The sequence below is a fragment of the Serratia sp. 3ACOL1 genome, assembly GCF_003668775.1.
In the GTDB taxonomy this organism is placed as follows: domain Bacteria; phylum Pseudomonadota; class Gammaproteobacteria; order Enterobacterales; family Enterobacteriaceae; genus Chania; species Chania fonticola.
On the sequence record NZ_CP033055.1, the window covers coordinates 756,202 to 772,422 of the forward strand.

Consider the following 16,221-nt stretch of genomic DNA (forward strand, 5'->3'; position numbering starts at 1 on the left):
TGCTGTTGACGATTAATCGAGCTTCAAGCGCCGCCTGACAGGGCGGCGTTTTATCTTGTTCTGACCTCGTAAATAAGTTTTTGTCCGCGTTGGGTGGTACAATCTGAGCCCTCATTGGTCATCCTGAGTTAACGGTTACTATTCATGCATTGCGCTTTGTACTCGGCGGGCACCTGCCGTTCCTGTCAATGGCTGGAAAAGTCTTATCCCCAGCAACTGGTAGAAAAACAACATCATCTGCAATCCTTGCTGGCGGATCGCGATGTCGCGCAGTGGTTGGAACCGGTGACGGGTGAACAGAGTGCATTTCGCAACAAGGCGAAAATGGTGGTCAGCGGTAGCGTTGAGCGGCCGTTGCTTGGCATGTTGCACCGTGATGGCACGCCGGTAGACCTGTGTGATTGCCCGTTGTATCCGTCCAGCTTTGCCCCGATTTTCGCGGTCTTGAAAGACTTTATTCCCCGCGCTGGGTTAACGCCTTATAACGTGGCATGCAAGCGTGGCGAGCTGAAATATTTACTTCTGACGGAAAGCACCTTCAGCGGCGGCCTGATGCTGCGCTTTGTGCTGCGTTCCGAAAGCAAGCTGGCGCAACTGCGTGCGGCCTTGCCTTGGTTACAAGAGCAGTTGCCGCAGTTGAAGGTGATCTCCGCCAATATTCAGCCAGTACACATGGCGATCATGGAAGGCGAGCATGAAATCCCGCTGACCGAACAGCAGGCGCTGGAAGAGCGGTTCAACCAGGTGCCGTTATACATTCGCCCGCAGAGCTTTTTTCAAACCAATCCGCAGGTGGCCAGCCAGCTGTATGCCACCGCACGGGATTGGGTACGGGCGCTGGGGATTGCCAGCATGTGGGATCTGTTCTGTGGCGTTGGCGGCTTCGGGTTGCATTGCGCACAGCCGCAAACCCGGCTGACCGGCATTGAAATCAGCGCAGAAGCGATAGCCTGTGCCAAACAGTCGGCACAAACTCTCGGCTTACAACAGGTAGATTTTCAGGCGCTGGATTCGACCCGATTTGCCACCGCTGAGGGAGAGGTTCCTGAGTTGGTCTTGGTGAACCCGCCGCGCCGGGGGATTGGCAACGAGCTGTGTGATTATCTCAACCGCATGGCGCCGGATTATATTCTTTATTCCAGCTGTAATGCGCTAAGTATGGCGAAGGATTTGGCGATGTTGCCCGATTACCGAGTTGAGCGCGTTCAGCTATTTGATATGTTCCCGCATACTGCTCATTACGAAGTGTTGACGCTGCTAGTCCGGAAATAATGGCCCTCCAGTGAGGGCCTGTAGTCTAGCTGAGGTATTACTGCGGGAACCACTTATCGTTGATCGCCTTGTAGGTCCCATCCGCCTTGATCGCGTCCAGCGCAGCATTCAGCTTGGCCAGTAGTGCCTGATTGTCCGGGCGTACGGCAATGCCCAGGCCGGTACCAAAGTACTGCGCATCGGTTACGTGCTCGCCCACGGCGGCCAGCTCCGGGTTATTCTTCAGCCACTCATTAACCACCGCAGTGTCACCGAACACGCCATCAATACGGCCATTCTTCAGCTCTAGCACGGCATTTTGGTAGCTGTCATAAGACACGGTATTAATTTCCGGGTGTTTGTCCTGCATGTATTTTTGATGCGTGGTGCCGTTTTCCATCCCCAGCTTTTTGCCTTTCAAATCCGCCAGCGTAGCGAACTTGCCTTTCTGAGCAATGACGATGGCCGAGTTGGCATAATAGGGCTGGGTAAAGGTTACCTGCTTGCTGCGCTCCGGAGTAATGTCCATACCAGAAATCACCGCATCATATTTTTTGAATTTCAGCGCGGCGATCAGGCTGTCAAAAGCCTGGTTGGTAAAGGTGCAGTCGGCCTGCATCTGCTTGCACAAGGCCTTGGCCAAATCGATATCGAAACCGACGATCTGGTTATTGGCATCCAGAGATTCAAACGGCGGGTAGGTCGCTGAAGAGGCGAAACGGATAGTGTCTGCGGCGGCAGCGTTAAAGGTGATCCCGGCGAGAATGGTGGCGGCAAGTAACAGCTTTTTCATCGGTACGGCTCCTGTCGTAAATTTGATTGTTGTCTCGCCACCTTTTTTTCTGACAACGCCCCAAGGGCATTGTGAGTGGCTATGCCGATAACAATGCCATTTAGTGAATGACTATTCAATATAAATGACTAGAAAATTATTTTCAGCCATAAAAAAGCCCTGCGCAAGGCAGGGCTAGTTCAGCGAGGCTTGGCTCAGTTACGCCGTTCAAATGCCAATGCGCGGCGTTCAACTATACGCATCAGTAACGTCAGCAGGCCATTGACGCACAGGTACACAATGCCAGCGGCACCGAAGACCATCACGTCATAAGTCCGGCCGTACATCAGTTGGCTATAACCCATCACTTCCATCAGCGTAATGGTATAGGCAAGCGAGGTACTCTTGAACACCAGAACCACTTCATTGGAGTAGGATGACAAGGCACGTTTGAAGGCATACGGCAGCAGAATACGCAGCGTTTGCTGGCGTGACATGCCCAGCGCTTCACAGGATTGCCATTGGCCCGCCGGGATAGCGCGCACCGCCCCATGGAACAACAGGGTGGTGTAGGCCGCACTGTTCAGCGCCAACGCAATCATCGCGCAGAGCCAGGGTTGCGACAGCAGGTTCCACAGCCAGGGATACTCACGGATCGCCGGGAACTGGCCAGGGCCGTAGTAAATCAGGAAGATCTGCACCAGCAACGGCGTACCGGTGAACAACGTAATGTAGACCTTCACCAACTGCGTCAGCACCGGGGTTTTTAACGTCAGGATCACCGTCAGCACTAGCGACATCAGCAAGGCAACAATCAGTGCAACAATCGTCAGAGACAGGCTGGTATGCAAGCCTTTGATGATTTCGGGGATGAACTCAAGCATCAGGCTGGCCCCCGCTCAAAACGTGTGGTGCGCAGCTCGATCCGCTTAAGGATGTATTGGCTCAGCAGGGTGATAACCAAATAGATTGTCGCAGCAATCACATACCAGGTAAACGGCTCCTGGGTGCGGGTGGCAATACTTTTGGTCTGCAACATCAAATCGTTAACGCTAATCAACGACACCAGTGCGGTATCTTTCAGCAGCACCAGCCACTGGTTGCCCAGCCCCGGCAGCGCGTGACGCCACATTTGCGGCATGATCAAGCGGAAGAAGATAGCCGTCTTGCTTAGTCCCAGAGCCTGGCCGGATTCCCATTGGCCCTGTGGCACCGCTTTCAGCGCCCCACGCAGCGTTTGCGATGCGTAGGCAGAATAGAGCAGAGCCAGGGCGATAACGCCGCACAGGAACGGGCTGACTTCGAAATTATCGATAGACAGCTGCACCGGCAGTTGGAACAGGCCGAAGTTCAGGACAAAGCCGTCGGACAGCATCATCAGCAGCTGTGAGGAGCCAAAGTAGATAAACAGCACCACCAGAATTTCTGGCAAGCCGCGCAGCAGGGTCACCCAGGCGGTGCCGAGCCAACTGACCGCTTTCCAGCGGGATGACTCCCACACGGCAAACAGCATCGCCAGGATCAGGCCGAGGACCAGGGCACAAACGGCAAGGCCGACGGTCATCCCGGCGGCGCTAGCTAAAGGTTGGATTTCATTCATGGATAATGATTACTGCTGGAACCATTTTTTGTAGATGGTTTCGTAAGTCCCATCCTGCTTGATTTTATCCAGGGCGGCGTTGAATTTGCCCTGCAGTTCGGTATTTTGCAGGCGCATGGCAATGCCCAGACCGCTACCGAAGTAGTCTTTATCCGTCACTTTATCGCCCACTGCGGTCAGCGCAGCGTTTTCTTTCAGCCACTCGTTAACCACGGCGGTATCGCCGAACACCGCATCAACACGGCCATTTTTCAGATCCAGAATGGCATTCTGATAGCTGTCGTAACCCACGGTGGTGATTTCCGGGTGTTTATCGGTAAGGAATTTCTGGTGCGTGGTGCCGTTTTGTACGCCAACGCGTTTGCCTTTCAGCGCGGCCACGTCGGCCACTTTGCCTTTCTCGGCAATAAACAAGGCCGAGTTATCGTAGTAAGGCTTGCTGAACAGTACCTGCTTTTCGCGCTCAGGGGTGATATCCATACCGGCCATCACGGCATCGAAACGCTTGAACTTCAGGCTTGGGATCAGGCTGTCGAAGCCCTGGTTGGTAAAGGTACACTCAGCCTGCATCTCTTTACACAGAGCGTTGGCCAGATCGACGTCGAAGCCCTGGATCTTGTTATCCGCCGCGACAAATTCGAACGGAGGGTAGGAAGCTTCGGTAGCGAAACGAATAGTTTCGGCTGCTGAGGCAGAAACGCTGATGCCAGCCAGAACGGCGGCGATTAGTAGTTTTTTCATCGCAAACTCCCTGAGAACAGCAAATATCGCTATTAGTGTGATAAGTAATTGGCAAACTCTACGGTTTGCGGTTGTGCAAAGTGGCTGGCATCGCCCTGTTCGACGATATGGCCATTTTCCATATACACCACGCGGCTGGCGGTTTTACGCGCTACTTCAACCTCATGGGTGACGATCACCTGAGTGATACCGGTGCCCGCCAACTCGCGAATGATGCTGACGATCTGCGCGGTAATTTCCGGATCCAGCGCGGCCGTAGGCTCATCGAACAGCAGAACCTGAGGCTCCATCATCAGCGCACGGGCAATGGCTACGCGCTGTTGTTGGCCACCGGAGAGATGCAGTGGGAAACGATCGGCAAAATCGGTCAGGCGTAACCGGGTCAGCAACTTGTCGGCACGCGCCATCGCTTGTGCCTTGGTCAGGCCAAGTACGCGGCAGGGCGCTTCGATCAGGTTTTGCACCACGGTCAGATGTGGCCAGAGATTGTACTGCTGGAACACCATGCCTACGTTTTGGCGCAGTTCGCGGATGGATTTCTCCCCCGGTGACTGTTTAAAGTCGAACTGATTGCCCGCGATTCGCAGGTGGCCAGAGCGTGGCATTTCCAGCAGGTTAAGCACCCGCAGCAGCGAACTCTTACCCGCACCGCTTGGACCAAGCAGCACCAGAGTCTCGCCGGCAGGGCAATCCAGTGTAATGTTAAACAGCGCCTGATGTGCGCCGTAAAAGCAGTTGATATCTTTTAGTTGAATACTCATGCGCTGAAATTGAATAGACATTGATGCCGGGAATGGTAACTTCCACAGAATACTTATGCAATCTTTGTGAGTTAAAATTTATTAGTACGTCGCAGAATGACTAAATAATAGCAGAAGATACCGTGAGCGCTGGCGGAATGGCGGATTTGTCGCGCACACTGTGAGATAGCTAGCTATTTTTCTCAAGGCGATGGAATTTTGAGCGTTTCTGAGGGGGTAATTGGCAACCGGGAAGGTGATACACCCGGCTGCCATCTTGGTGTTACTGGTTCTCAAGAACCTGACGCAGCGTACCGCTGGCGGCATGTGGCGGAATGTTGAGGAAGCGGATGTCGTCAATCACCCAGCAGGTGCCTTCACGGACCATCAGCACTTCGTCCTGCCAGTTGATTGCACTGGCACCTTCTTTCTGGTGGGTCAGCTGTACACGCAGCGGGATGTTTTTGGCATCGGTGTTAGGAATGGTGGAGGCGCTGGCAACCGATGCGCTGGTTGGCCCCTGGGCATTGCCAGAGAACAGATCGCCGGTGATGGTGTGTTTGCCAGGGTGCTGAGCGGCACTGACCAGATCCTGATACAGCACCTGGCTCAGGTAAGGCTGCAACTGTGCCAGACGACTGCTGTCCGGCAGTGCGGTGCTTGGGCCTTGCTGAATGCGCAGGTCATAGAATTTCTGGGCCACCGTATCCGGGCCACCTTCCACGCAGGCGCCAGTGCGAACGCCAACATCCTTAAAGGCCGGATCGACGGTGGTACAGGCGCTTAAGAACAGGGCCAAGGGTAAAACAACAGCAAGCGTTTTTGTTTTCATCTCATAACCTTATGTAAAAGTCTCTCAACCATGAAGACCGAAAACCACGGGACTAGCCTACAGTATAAAGGCGTTTTTGGTCCTTGCATTGGTGCTGTGTGCCATTGTGCCACAGAACATCCGTTTAAATTAGCTGTCCTACCACAGCAATGATTTGATTTTATAAGGAGTTCTTGATGCAATTGTCCACTACCCACACCCTGGAAGGGTTTACCATCACCGAATATTGCGGCGTAGTCACCGGTGAAGCGATTCTGGGTGCCAATATTTTCCGTGATTTCTTTGCCGGCGTGCGTGATATCGTTGGTGGCCGTTCCGGTGCCTATGAGAAAGAGCTGCGCAAGGCGCGTCAGTTGGCCTTTCAGGAGGTGCAGGAGCAGGCCAAAGAACTTGGGGCTAACGCGGTAGTCGGCATCGATATCGATTATCAAACCGTGGGTAAAGATAGCACCATGCTGATGGTCAGCGTCAGTGGCACCGCGGTAAAAGTCAGCCGCTGACATTCACCGATAGGCACACAACGTTGTTAAGCGGGCGCAGCATGCGGCGCCCCTACGGTCAAATATGTGCGGCAGTGCGGTGCGATAACAAGGAAGTTAAATGGCAAATGCCGAGCAGGGAAGCTGTGAACTGCAACAGAAAGTTAGTCGACTGCGCCAAATCCTGTCATATCCTGATGGCGGAATTTCACAGCAGGAAGGAGCGTATTTTGGTTAAGTGGTTGTGGATCGCTGCCATTGCAGTTTTGACGGGGTGCCAACAGCAATCCACCAGCACGCTGGTGGATCACGGTAGCTATCAGTTGGAAACCCTGCATCAGGCTCCGGGGGCCGATCAGCGTATCCGTTTCCTAGTGATGCATTACACCGCAGAAAACTTTCACTCATCGCTAAAAACGCTGACGGACGAGCACGTCAGCGCCCATTACTTGCTGCCTGCGCATCCTTCAGAGCAGGGCGGCAAACCGGTGGCGTATCAACTGGTACCGGAAGCGCTGCGGGCCTGGCATGCCGGGGCCAGCAACTGGCGTGGGCGTACCAATTTGAACGATACTTCGATCGGCATTGAGATCGTCAACCGGGGTTTTACCCGTAACTTGCTGGAGACAGACTGGCAGCCCTATACGCCCGAGCAAATTGCGTTACTGATCCAACTTAGCCGCGATATTGTGCAGCGTTACGCGCTGCAACCGACGGACGTGGTAGGGCACAGTGACATCGCACCGCAGCGTAAGCAGGATCCTGGCCCACTCTTCCCATGGCAACAGCTTGCGCAGGCAGGCATTGGTGCCTGGCCGGATGAGCGGGAGGTGGAACGTTACCTGGCAGGTCGTGATAAGCATGAGCCGGTGGCGATGGCATCACTGTTGGAAAAGCTGGCGCGCTACGGCTATGGCGTTGATCCCACATGGGATGCCAAGCAGCAGCGGAATCTGGTAGCGGCGTTTCAGATGCATTTCCGGCCCAGCGATTATCGCGGTGAGCCGGATGCAGAAAGCGAGGCGATTATTGAGGCGTTGCTAAGCAGATACGGAGCTATGCGCTAACGCCAAAAGAAATGCCCTCACGCTCTCCCACAGTGGACCGTTCGAGTTTGCTGAGATTATCTTTTTACTGCCAAATGTGCAGGGACTAACAGCTCCCTCTCCGTATGGACTGTCTCTTATACACAACTCGGCATCTTACTGTTTTTTATGGGAATTATTTCAAGCGAATCAATAGGGCACTCGGAAAAATTCTCTTTAAAATCAGCCTGCTATGTTTCTCAAATTACGGCCATTTGACCGCAACTTGAGATGTGTATAAGAGACAGCCGTATGGAAGGGGATCGTTCGAGTTTTCTGAGATTATCTTTTTACTACCAAATGTGCAGGGACTAACAGCTCCCTCTCCGAATGGAAGGGGATCGTTCGAGTTTGCTGAGATTATCTTTTTACTACCAAATGTGCAGGGACTAACAGCTCCCTCTCCCTGTGGGAGAGGGTTGGGGTGAGGGGTTAGTTATAGCCCGTGCAGATTACCGTGATCTTTTAACCAGCGAGCAGTACGGCTAATGCCTTCTTCTAGCGAAACCACGGGTTGATAACCCAGTTCCTGCTGTGCGCGAGTGGTGTTCAGCGTCAGATCGAAATTGAGTTTGGCCACACTGTAATGGGTCAACACGGGCTCTTTATCGCTTTTACTGCCCAGCTTTTCCATGCCACGTGCCATCATATCCAGCATCGGGTAGGGCACCGAGCGGATGCGACACTTCATGCCCAACTCATCGATCAGCTGTTGCAGCACGGTGCGTAGCGTGCAAGCTTGCTGGTTGGAGATGTTGTAGGCCCGGCCAGAAGGAGTCTCTTCCTTCACGGTGGCCAGCCACATGGCGTGTACCGCATTATCCAGATAGGTCATATCGACCAGTGCATCCCCGCCACGCGGTAGCAACAGGCTGCCGTAATGTTTGATCATATGCAGCAGGCGCGGCAGCATGATTTTGTCGTGTGGGCCAAATAGCCCCTGTGGGCGCAGGATAGTGAAATGGGTTTGCGGGTTGGACAGCGCCAACTGTTGCACCACCTGTTCCCCGGCGGCCTTGCTGCGGGCAAACTCGTTGGCATAACGAATCGGGCGGAAGTCTTCATCCACATTGCGGTGATGGTGATAATCAAAGTAAATCGCCGGCGACGAAATATGAATGAACCGTTCCACACCGTAGGCCGCAGCCCATTCCCCCAAACGGCGGGTAGCGCGGACGTTGGCCAGTTCGAAGGCTTCTTCTGTACCCCATGGGGAAGTGAAACCGGAGCAGTGCCACAGCACATCCACATCCGCCAGCATGGCTTTGGCCTGCGAAGAGATCAGGTTGGTGAGATCGGCATGGATGAATTCGGCACCCATTTTTTCCAGCAGGCAACCCATGGCCTGATTGCGCCCGGTGGCACGTACTTTTATGCCTTGGCGGCGGAGATATTCAACGGCGTTACGGCCTAACCCACTGGTTGCACCGGTGACCAATACCTTCATAACTCACTCTGTTCTCACCAAAAATCAGGATGCTGAGGGCGTTTTAGCGCGCCCCAGCAAATAAGGTGCCATTCTTTCGTGATTTTGTGCGCTATGCAATGAGAAAGGACCTAACCGCAGCAGCAAACTGTGCGGTTGATCGACAATTAGACTAATGAGGACGCTGGTTATCGTACTCTTCGGCCAATTGGGCAATCCGTTTGGCCATGCCACGGAAAATAAACAGGTGGGCAGGCATCATGACAAACCAGTATAACAGCCCGCTGAAACCGGCAGGATGCCACCAGGCGCGGACATCGAGCTGGCGGCGATCGCCCAGGTCTTTGATACTGAAGGTCAGGCGACCAAGCCCCGGAGCTTTCATCCCGAACATCAATGCCAGCTGGCGCAATGGCTTCTTGGTGATCACCTTCCAGCCATCGACCAGATCGCCGACTTCCAGGGTGTCACGCTGCGGTCGGCCATAGACGATGCCGTTGCCGATCATATCGTCCATGCGGGCACGGATTTGCCACAGGATGTTGGCGTAGAAGTATCCCTCTTTGCCGCCCAACTGCTGCACGACGTGCCATAGTGCTTCACTCGAGGCCTGGGTATCCAGTTCGCAGCCTGCATGTTTGGGGTAGAAACCGTAACCGGGGCGCCAGCGGGCTCGGGCTTCAGGATCGTAACCCCAGTCGGCAGAGTCGACCACCTCGTCTTCGCGGCGTAGCGTCTCCTTCACGGCCTCATCAAAGGTTTGTAGTGGCTGTGGGATCAAGGCTTGCAGCGGTTTGCCATCGGCAGGTAAGTCATGGTTCAGCCCCTGAATGAGCGCGCTGGCAATTGAGGTTGGTACAGACGTGATCATGCTGATAAACCATACCGAGATAAAGCGTGTCGGCAGCGGCACCGGGATCAGCCAGCGCTTTTTGCCGCTGATCTTGATAAAGCGCTCGAACATGGTTTGGTAACTGATGTACTCCGGCCCGGCCACGTCAAAAATCCGGTTTTCCTGCGCCGGATGTTGCAGTAGCCCGGTCAGGTAAGTGAGCAGGTTATCCAGTGCGACCGGGGACGATTTTGATCGCACCCAACGCGGTGGCGTCAGGATCGGCAGGTTATAGACCATATCGCGCATAATCTCGAACGCGGCTGACCCTGGGCCAACCACGATGCTGGCGCGCAATTCGGTGACGGGAATGCCGCTTTGGCGCAGGATTTCGCCGGTCAGCTTACGGGCGATGAGGTGAGGGGAGCTACTGCCCTCTGGTTGCAGTGCGCCAAGGAAAATAACCTGTTTAACGTTGGATCCTCGCAAGGCGTCCCGCAGGTTCTCCGCCGCCTGGCGTTCCTTTTCGATAAAATCATCGCCATCGCCCATGCCGTGGATCAGGTAGTAAACGGCATCGATCTGCCATAGCGCCGCCGTTAGCGTTTCTGGACGGTAGACATCCACGTAGCGGCAGCTTACGTGCGGCCAGTTTTGCTCTTCCAACCATTCTATGCGGCGTGCTGCTGCGGTGATTTCGTGGCCCTGTTCGGTCAACCGGGGGATCAGGTGTTGGCCAATATAACCGCTGGCTCCAAGAACCAGAATACGTTGGGAGGTCATTGCGCTGCCTTAGTTTATTGATGTTAATGTGAGCGTAGCTTTACCCTATGGATGTCAAGCCGCAGCTTGCAATCCATAGGGTATAGAATGACAAATTAGCGGGCTAAATGCACTTTTTGTATGGGTATCAAAAGTTGCATCTGCACGTAGGGCGGTTCACACTACGCGGCGATCAAGCAATGAGCCTATGCCCGATGAAAATCAATTCTCTGTGTTATTTGCTGCTGCTAATTGCCTTGGCTGGCAGCCTGTGTTTTCCCGCTCCGCTGTGGACGTGGTTGCTGTTGGTAAACTTGCTGACCCTGCTAATCTACGGTGTCGATAAGCTGGCCGCTTGCAAAAGTTGGCAACGGGTACCGGAAATCACCCTGCTGCTGTTCGGCGTGTTGGGCGGTTGGATAGGGGCCATTATCGGGCAACGACTGTTCCGTCATAAAACGCAGAAACAGCCGTTCAAAACCTATTTTATCCTCAGCGTAGTGCTGAACCTGCTGCTGATACTGGCTGCGGGTTACTGGCTCTATGGCCGGATGGTGGTTTAAGTTACCGCAATGTGCGCAATTAAACGGGCGCCGTATGTGCCGCCCGTTGTCATCAATCTGCGTTAAGGTTTCTTCTCGCCGACTACCACTGGAGCATATTCAACCGGCACCCACGCATAGCCTTTACCTTCGACGCGCACGTGGCCCAGGCCAGGGAAAGGTAAGTGCGCTCCGCCAACCCACAGCTTGTTTTCAGCCGCATCGGCAAACACCTTCTGCCGGGTAGCGATCGCCTGTTTGGAGTCCGTGTCAAAGTCCACCGCGACTTCAGGTTTGGCAAACTGCAAAGAGTGACTGTGGACGATATCCCCCCACAACAGCAGTTTCTGGCCGCCGGAGCTGAACAGGTATGAGGTATGCCCAGGCGTATGGCCCGGTGTCGCTATCACCTCCAGCCCAGGAAGTAACTGCTCCCCAGGGCTGTAAAGTTTCAGCTTGCCCTGTTCGGCATAAGGGGCCACGGCGTCCTGGGCCATCTTGAACATCGGCTGCGCGTCCTTCGGGGCTTTGGACGCTATCTCTTTACTCAGCCAATAATCCCCGTCGGCCTTGGAGGCATAGACAGTGGCGTTAGGGAAGGCGGCCTTGCCCTGATCGGTGATGCCGCAGGCGTGATCGGGGTGCAGATGCGTCAGCAATATCATATCAACCTGCTCTGGCTGATAACCTGCCGCGCGCAGGTTGTTTTTGATGGCCCCCAACGTCGGTCCAAAACACTGCGAGGTACCGGCATCAACCAGAACCAGATGCGTACCGGTATTCACCAGAAACGCGTTAACCGCTGTCTGAATGCCTGACTTGCTGTCGGTAAACATGCGGGCGAACAACTTTTGCATATCCGGTTCGCTGACACCATGGAACAGCTTGGCGTCCAGTTTGACGTAACCGTCGTACAGCGCCGTCACCTCCAGGTTACCCAACATCATGCGGTAATAGCCGGGAGCCTGCGTTTGCTGTTGGGCCGGCGCTGGGGCGGCGCTAGCTGGCAAGGTAAACATCATTCCACTGCTAACGAGGGTGAGAGCTAATAACGTCTGGCGAAATTTATGACTCATAGAGGATATCCCTTCAGGTATTGGAACTAGGCTGAGATGGCGGGTTTGGCGAGAACCGGGAAGCGGGGCCTCCCGGTGTTACTACAAAAAAGTTAGGCGTGCTGCTGCAAGAATTCCCGCCACAGATCGACCACTTTTTGCAGATCTTGGCGGCTAACGTTGAGATGGGTCAGGATACGGGTTAACGGCCCGGCGCTGATCAACACGCCACGTTCGCGCATCCAGGGGCCGAGCTTGGCCGCCAACTCCGGGGATTGGCGCAGATAGAGCACGTTGGTTTGTGCGCCCGGCTCGGCAATATCCACGCCAATGTCACGCAACTGCTGTTCGAGCCATTTGGCGTTGTCATGATCTTCTTTCAGCCGCTCGACGTTGTGCTCCAAGGCATAGAGCCCGGCAGCCGCCAGAATACCGGCCTGGCGCATACCGCCACCGGTCATCTTGCGCCAGCGGTTGGCACGCTGAATAAACTCTTCGCTACCGCATAGCAGCGAGCCAACCGGTGCCCCCAGGCCTTTCGACAGGCAAATGGTGAAGGTGTCGCAATACTGGGCAAGGGTTTTCAGCGGTACGTTAAGCGCCACCGCCGCGTTGAAAATGCGCGCGCCGTCAATGTGCAGAGCAAGTTTGTGCTCACGAGTGAACTGCCAGGCCTGTTGCAGATATTCCAGCGGCAGCACGCGGCCGCTGATGGTGTTTTCCAGGCTCAGCAGACGAGTCTTGGCAAAGTGAATATCATCAGGCTTGATGGCGGCGGCGACTTTATCTAACGGCAGCGTGCCATCGGGATTGGCTTCGATCGGCTGGGGCTGGATGCTGCCCAGCACGGCGGCACCACCGGCTTCATATTTATAGTTATGCGCCTGCTGGCCAACGATATATTCCTCACCACGCTGGCAATGGCTCAGCAGGGCTACCAGGTTGGCCTGGGTGCCGGTAGGCAGGAATAATGCCGCCTCTTTGCCAGAGAGCCTGACCGCTTCGGCCTGGAGGGCGTTGACGGTGGGATCGTCGCCATATACGTCGTCGCCGACGTCAGCCTGCGCCATGGCGGTGCGCATCTCTGCGCTAGGTTGGGTAACGGTGTCACTGCGTAAATCGATAAGCATACGGGTCCTTGGTAGCCGATGAGGAAGTGGCTTTCATCATAACCGGATTAGCGCGGGGCAAAAGCGGAAAATGCAGGGGACAACCAACTTCATTGCCCCCAGAAGCGATTAACGCAGCCAGTTGGTTTTAGCCAGTTCGACGACCTCATCGCCCCGGCCGTTGATGATGGCGCGCAGCATATACAGGCTGAACCCTTTAGCCTGTTCGAATTTGATCTGCGGCGGCATCGCCAGCTCTTGTTTGGCCGTGACCACGTCGAGCAAGGCCGGGCCAGGATGCGCAAGCATTTCCTGCAATGCCGCGTCCAGCTCGGAGGCCTTTTCTACCCGAATGCCTTTGATACCTGCCGCATTGGCGATGGCGGCAAAGTCTGGGTTGTGCAGATCGGTGCCGTCGGTAAGGTAGCCACCGGCTTTCATCTCCATCGCCACAAAGCCCAGCACGCTGTTATTGAATACCACTACCTTGACCGGCAGCTGCAACTGGGCCAGCGACAGAAAATCCCCCATCAGCATGGTGAAGCCACCGTCACCGCACATGGCGATCACCTGTTTATCCGGTTCGGTGGCTTGGGCACCAATCGCCTGCGGCATGGCGTTGGCCATTGAGCCATGGTTGAACGAACCGAGCAGGCGGCGTTTGCCGTTCATTTTCAAATACCGTGCAGCCCACACCGTCGGCGTGCCGACATCGCAGGTGAAGATGGCGTCATCCGTGGCTGAGTTGCTGATTTGCTGTGCCAGATATTGTGGGTGGATCGGCTGGTCATCGTTGGCGGTTGCCAACCCGTCGAGATCTTTACGCGCTTCCCGGTAATGCTCCAGCGCTTTATCCAGGAACTTGCGGTCGCTCTTGGCTTGCAACTGCGGCAGCAAGGCGCTGAGCGTCGTTTTGATATCGCCCATTAGCGCCATATTGACCGGGCAATGGGCGCCGATGCTGCCGGGGTTGATATCGATCTGAATGATATTGGCATTGCTAGGATAAAACGCCCGATAAGGGAACTGAGTGCCTAGCAGCACCAGGGTATCCGCGTTCATCATGGCATGATAGCCGGAAGAGAAACCAATCAGCCCGGTCATACCGACGCTGTAAGGGTTATCCCATTCGATGTGCTCTTTACCGCGCAGGGCGTGCACAATCGGGGCCTGCAAAAGTTCGGCCAGTTTGACGACTTCGTCATGCGAACCGGCGCAGCCGCTGCCACACATCAGGGTGATGTTTTTGGCGCTGTTCAGCGTTTCCGCCAGTTTTTGCAGCTCGCTCATCGGTGGCTGCATCAGTGGGTGCGCGGGCGTATGCCACACCATGCTGGCATCTTCTGGGGCCATTTGCAGGGCGACATCCCCCGGCAGCACTATCACCGAGACGCCACGGTTGAGGATCGCTTTGCGCATGGCAATCTCAAGCACTCGCGGCAGTTGCTCAGGATTGGACACCAGCTCGCAGTAATGGCTGCATTCGCGGAACAGCTCTTGCGGGTGCGTCTCCTGGAAGTAGCCGCTGCCGATCTCGCTGGAAGGAATATGGGCGGCGATAGCCAGCACCGGGACGTGATTGCGGTGGCAATCGAACAGGCCGTTGATCAGGTGTAGGTTGCCGGGGCCGCAGGAACCTGCGCAGACCGCCAGTTGGCCAGTGAGCTGCGCTTCGGCACCGGCAGCAAAGGCGGCGACTTCCTCGTGGCGGGTGCCCATCCAGGAGATGGTTCCCATCCGATGCAGGCTGTCACTCAGGCCGTTGAGCGAATCGCCGGTAACGCCCCAGATCCGTTTTACACCTGCCTGTTCCAGCGTTTTGGCGATCAGCGTGGCTACTGTTTGCTTCATCGTTCCTCCAGTCATTATCCAAAATGAGGGGTACTCGCCCGGTTAGAGGCAAACAGAAAGTGTAGAAGGGCATTAGGGGATACGCTTGCCGATATGTGCCCCATCGGGAAGATGGGGCCAAAGCGTCAGGCGAGGGTGACGTCACCCTGTAGCTGGCAGCTACAGGCCAGCACGTAGCCCTGTTCGATTTCCGCCGGGGTTAACGTCATGGTGCTGGTGGTGGTGTATTGGCCATCGATAATACGGGTTTTGCACGAGCCGCAAACGCCAGCACGGCAGGCGGCATTGACCGGTAACTTATGGGCTTCTAAAGCGGCGAGCAAGGTGCTGCCGACGGGCACGTGGAATTCACGCAGCGGCTGACCGATGCGCAATGTTAACTGTTCGCTTTTCCCATCATCCAACTGCGCCGAGGTGTGGAACTGTTCCTGGTGGAAGTTGGCTGTGGGGACGCCGAGCCCCAGGCAAAGCTGTTCAACCTGTTGCATGTAAGGGGCCGGGCCGCAGGTCATCACGGTACGTGAGGCGATATCCGGCGCGGCCTGTTGCAACACTTGTTCATTGATGCGGCCAGACAGGAAGCCGGGTTGCGCATCCTGCTCTGCCATCAAGGTCAGTTGCAATTGTGGATGGGCGGCACATAGCCGTTGCCACTGTTCGGCAAAAATCACATCGGCAGGGGTGCGGACGTTAAAGATCACCCGGATATCACATTGCGGCTTGTTCACCACCAGCCAGCGGCACATCGACATGATCGGCGTGACGCCACAGCCGGCAGCCAGCATCAGGTAGCTATCGCTGGGGTGTTGCACGCAGCTGAATTCTCCCTGGGCATCTGATAGCCAAAGTGTTTGGCCAGGTTTGACCTCTTGTGTCAGCCAGCGTGAGCCGAGGCCATCCGCCAGGCAACGTACGCTGATGCTGATAAAAGGACTCAGGCCGGGCGAAGAGGAAAGGGTATAGGCGCGCAGCGTATCTTCACTGTCGCGAATGCTGACCAACGCAAACTGACCGGGCTGATAAGGATAAAAGTCGTTATTGATCAGGTTCAGCGTCCAGACGTCGGCGGTTTCCTGTTGTAAGGAGTGCACCTGCATCGGGTTAGGGCAAAGTGGGCTGGGTTGGCTCATAGGGCACCTCAAAA

Annotated in this window: 16 protein-coding genes; 4 read left to right on the plus strand and 12 right to left on the minus strand. The window is 55.3% G+C overall.

What is annotated here, in order from left to right; translation table 11 throughout:
* Positions 1–144 precede the first annotated feature (144 nt).
* Positions 145–1,272 carry a 23S rRNA (uracil(747)-C(5))-methyltransferase RlmC gene (gene rlmC, locus D9980_RS03595; protein WP_121606446.1) on the plus strand — a complete coding sequence of 376 codons (1,128 nt, stop codon included), beginning with the start codon at positions 145–147 and terminating at the stop codon, positions 1,270–1,272.
* A gap of 37 nt (positions 1,273–1,309) precedes the next feature.
* On the opposite strand, the gene artJ (D9980_RS03600) is transcribed toward rlmC, so the two are convergent.
* The 6 genes from artJ (D9980_RS03600) to D9980_RS03625 all read right to left on the minus strand — a co-directional run bounded on the left by artJ (D9980_RS03600) (position 1,310) and on the right by D9980_RS03625 (position 5,936).
* Positions 1,310–2,044: an arginine ABC transporter substrate-binding protein gene (artJ, locus tag D9980_RS03600; protein ID WP_046808135.1), complete on the minus strand. Its 735-nt coding sequence runs from the start codon at positions 2,042–2,044 to the stop codon at positions 1,310–1,312.
* A gap of 194 nt (positions 2,045–2,238) precedes the next feature.
* A complete protein-coding gene (artM, locus tag D9980_RS03605; protein WP_024486187.1) occupies positions 2,239–2,907 on the minus strand; it encodes an arginine ABC transporter permease ArtM in 669 nt (222 codons plus the stop codon).
* The gene (gene artQ, locus D9980_RS03610; RefSeq protein WP_121606447.1) at positions 2,907–3,623 is read right to left on the minus strand and encodes an arginine ABC transporter permease ArtQ; all 717 of its coding nucleotides are present in this window, start codon (positions 3,621–3,623) and stop codon (positions 2,907–2,909) included. Before artQ ends, artM begins: the two co-directional genes overlap by 1 nt.
* Positions 3,624–3,632: 9 nt before the next feature.
* Positions 3,633–4,364, minus strand: a complete 732-nt coding sequence (gene artJ, locus D9980_RS03615; RefSeq protein ID WP_021804969.1) for an arginine ABC transporter substrate-binding protein — start codon at positions 4,362–4,364, stop codon at positions 3,633–3,635.
* Between the two features lie 32 nt (positions 4,365–4,396).
* Positions 4,397–5,125 carry an arginine ABC transporter ATP-binding protein ArtP gene (gene artP / locus D9980_RS03620; protein ID WP_099049968.1) on the minus strand — a complete coding sequence of 243 codons (729 nt, stop codon included), beginning with the start codon at positions 5,123–5,125 and terminating at the stop codon, positions 4,397–4,399.
* 262 nt (positions 5,126–5,387) lie between these two features.
* Positions 5,388–5,936, minus strand: a complete 549-nt coding sequence (locus D9980_RS03625; RefSeq protein WP_121606448.1) for a lipoprotein — start codon at positions 5,934–5,936, stop codon at positions 5,388–5,390.
* A gap of 176 nt (positions 5,937–6,112) precedes the next feature.
* Here D9980_RS03625 and D9980_RS03630 point away from each other — a divergent pair, with 176 nt between their 5' ends.
* Both D9980_RS03630 and D9980_RS03635 read left to right on the plus strand, forming a co-directional pair.
* Complete coding sequence (locus D9980_RS03630) at positions 6,113–6,436, plus strand: heavy metal-binding domain-containing protein (protein WP_024486192.1); 324 nt, start codon at positions 6,113–6,115, stop codon at positions 6,434–6,436.
* 209 nt (positions 6,437–6,645) lie between these two features.
* Positions 6,646–7,482 (plus strand): N-acetylmuramoyl-L-alanine amidase, encoded by an 837-nt coding sequence (locus tag D9980_RS03635; protein WP_174333475.1) that lies wholly within the window; start codon positions 6,646–6,648, stop codon positions 7,480–7,482.
* A gap of 454 nt (positions 7,483–7,936) precedes the next feature.
* On the opposite strand, the gene D9980_RS03640 is transcribed toward D9980_RS03635, so the two are convergent.
* Positions 7,937–8,947 (minus strand): NAD(P)-dependent oxidoreductase, encoded by a 1,011-nt coding sequence (locus D9980_RS03640; RefSeq protein ID WP_024486194.1) that lies wholly within the window; start codon positions 8,945–8,947, stop codon positions 7,937–7,939.
* A 151-nt stretch (positions 8,948–9,098) separates the two neighbouring features.
* On the minus strand, positions 9,099–10,541 hold the full coding sequence (locus D9980_RS03645; RefSeq protein WP_121606449.1) for a DUF2867 domain-containing protein: 1,443 nt from the start codon (positions 10,539–10,541) through the stop codon (positions 9,099–9,101).
* 194 nt (positions 10,542–10,735) lie between these two features.
* On the opposite strand from D9980_RS03645, the gene D9980_RS03650 reads away from it, so the two are divergent.
* Positions 10,736–11,083, plus strand: coding sequence for a DUF1294 domain-containing protein (locus D9980_RS03650; protein WP_121606450.1), 348 nt, complete (start codon positions 10,736–10,738; stop codon positions 11,081–11,083).
* 62 nt (positions 11,084–11,145) lie between these two features.
* On the opposite strand, the gene D9980_RS03655 is transcribed toward D9980_RS03650, so the two are convergent.
* From D9980_RS03655 to hcr, 4 genes are all read right to left on the minus strand, one after another.
* A complete protein-coding gene (locus D9980_RS03655) occupies positions 11,146–12,138 on the minus strand; it encodes an MBL fold metallo-hydrolase (protein WP_121606451.1) in 993 nt (330 codons plus the stop codon).
* A gap of 92 nt (positions 12,139–12,230) precedes the next feature.
* Complete coding sequence (ltaE, locus tag D9980_RS03660) at positions 12,231–13,247, minus strand: low-specificity L-threonine aldolase (protein ID WP_024486198.1); 1,017 nt, start codon at positions 13,245–13,247, stop codon at positions 12,231–12,233.
* 108 nt (positions 13,248–13,355) lie between these two features.
* Positions 13,356–15,077 (minus strand): ubiquinone-dependent pyruvate dehydrogenase, encoded by a 1,722-nt coding sequence (gene poxB, locus D9980_RS03665; protein ID WP_121606452.1) that lies wholly within the window; start codon positions 15,075–15,077, stop codon positions 13,356–13,358.
* Between the two features lie 125 nt (positions 15,078–15,202).
* The gene (gene hcr, locus D9980_RS03670) at positions 15,203–16,207 is read right to left on the minus strand and encodes an NADH oxidoreductase (RefSeq protein WP_121606453.1); all 1,005 of its coding nucleotides are present in this window, start codon (positions 16,205–16,207) and stop codon (positions 15,203–15,205) included.
* Between the last annotated feature and the right edge of the window lie 14 nt (positions 16,208–16,221).

Coding starts and splice junctions, on each gene's coding strand:
- rlmC (WP_121606446.1), top strand. CDS start 145: ATGCATTGCGCTTTGTACTCGGCGGGCACCTGCCGTTCCTGTCAATGG.
- artJ (WP_046808135.1), bottom strand. CDS start 2,044: ATGAAAAAGCTGTTACTTGCCGCCACCATTCTCGCCGGGATCACCTTT.
- artM (WP_024486187.1), bottom strand. CDS start 2,907: ATGCTTGAGTTCATCCCCGAAATCATCAAAGGCTTGCATACCAGCCTG.
- artQ (WP_121606447.1), bottom strand. CDS start 3,623: ATGAATGAAATCCAACCTTTAGCTAGCGCCGCCGGGATGACCGTCGGC.
- artJ (WP_021804969.1), bottom strand. CDS start 4,364: ATGAAAAAACTACTAATCGCCGCCGTTCTGGCTGGCATCAGCGTTTCT.
- artP (WP_099049968.1), bottom strand. CDS start 5,125: ATGAGTATTCAACTAAAAGATATCAACTGCTTTTACGGCGCACATCAG.
- D9980_RS03625 (WP_121606448.1), bottom strand. CDS start 5,936: ATGAAAACAAAAACGCTTGCTGTTGTTTTACCCTTGGCCCTGTTCTTA.
- D9980_RS03630 (WP_024486192.1), top strand. CDS start 6,113: ATGCAATTGTCCACTACCCACACCCTGGAAGGGTTTACCATCACCGAA.
- D9980_RS03640 (WP_024486194.1), bottom strand. CDS start 8,947: ATGAAGGTATTGGTCACCGGTGCAACCAGTGGGTTAGGCCGTAACGCC.
- D9980_RS03645 (WP_121606449.1), bottom strand. CDS start 10,541: ATGACCTCCCAACGTATTCTGGTTCTTGGAGCCAGCGGTTATATTGGC.
- D9980_RS03650 (WP_121606450.1), top strand. CDS start 10,736: ATGAAAATCAATTCTCTGTGTTATTTGCTGCTGCTAATTGCCTTGGCT.
- D9980_RS03655 (WP_121606451.1), bottom strand. CDS start 12,138: ATGAGTCATAAATTTCGCCAGACGTTATTAGCTCTCACCCTCGTTAGC.
- ltaE (WP_024486198.1), bottom strand. CDS start 13,247: ATGCTTATCGATTTACGCAGTGACACCGTTACCCAACCTAGCGCAGAG.
- poxB (WP_121606452.1), bottom strand. CDS start 15,077: ATGAAGCAAACAGTAGCCACGCTGATCGCCAAAACGCTGGAACAGGCA.
- hcr (WP_121606453.1), bottom strand. CDS start 16,207: ATGAGCCAACCCAGCCCACTTTGCCCTAACCCGATGCAGGTGCACTCC.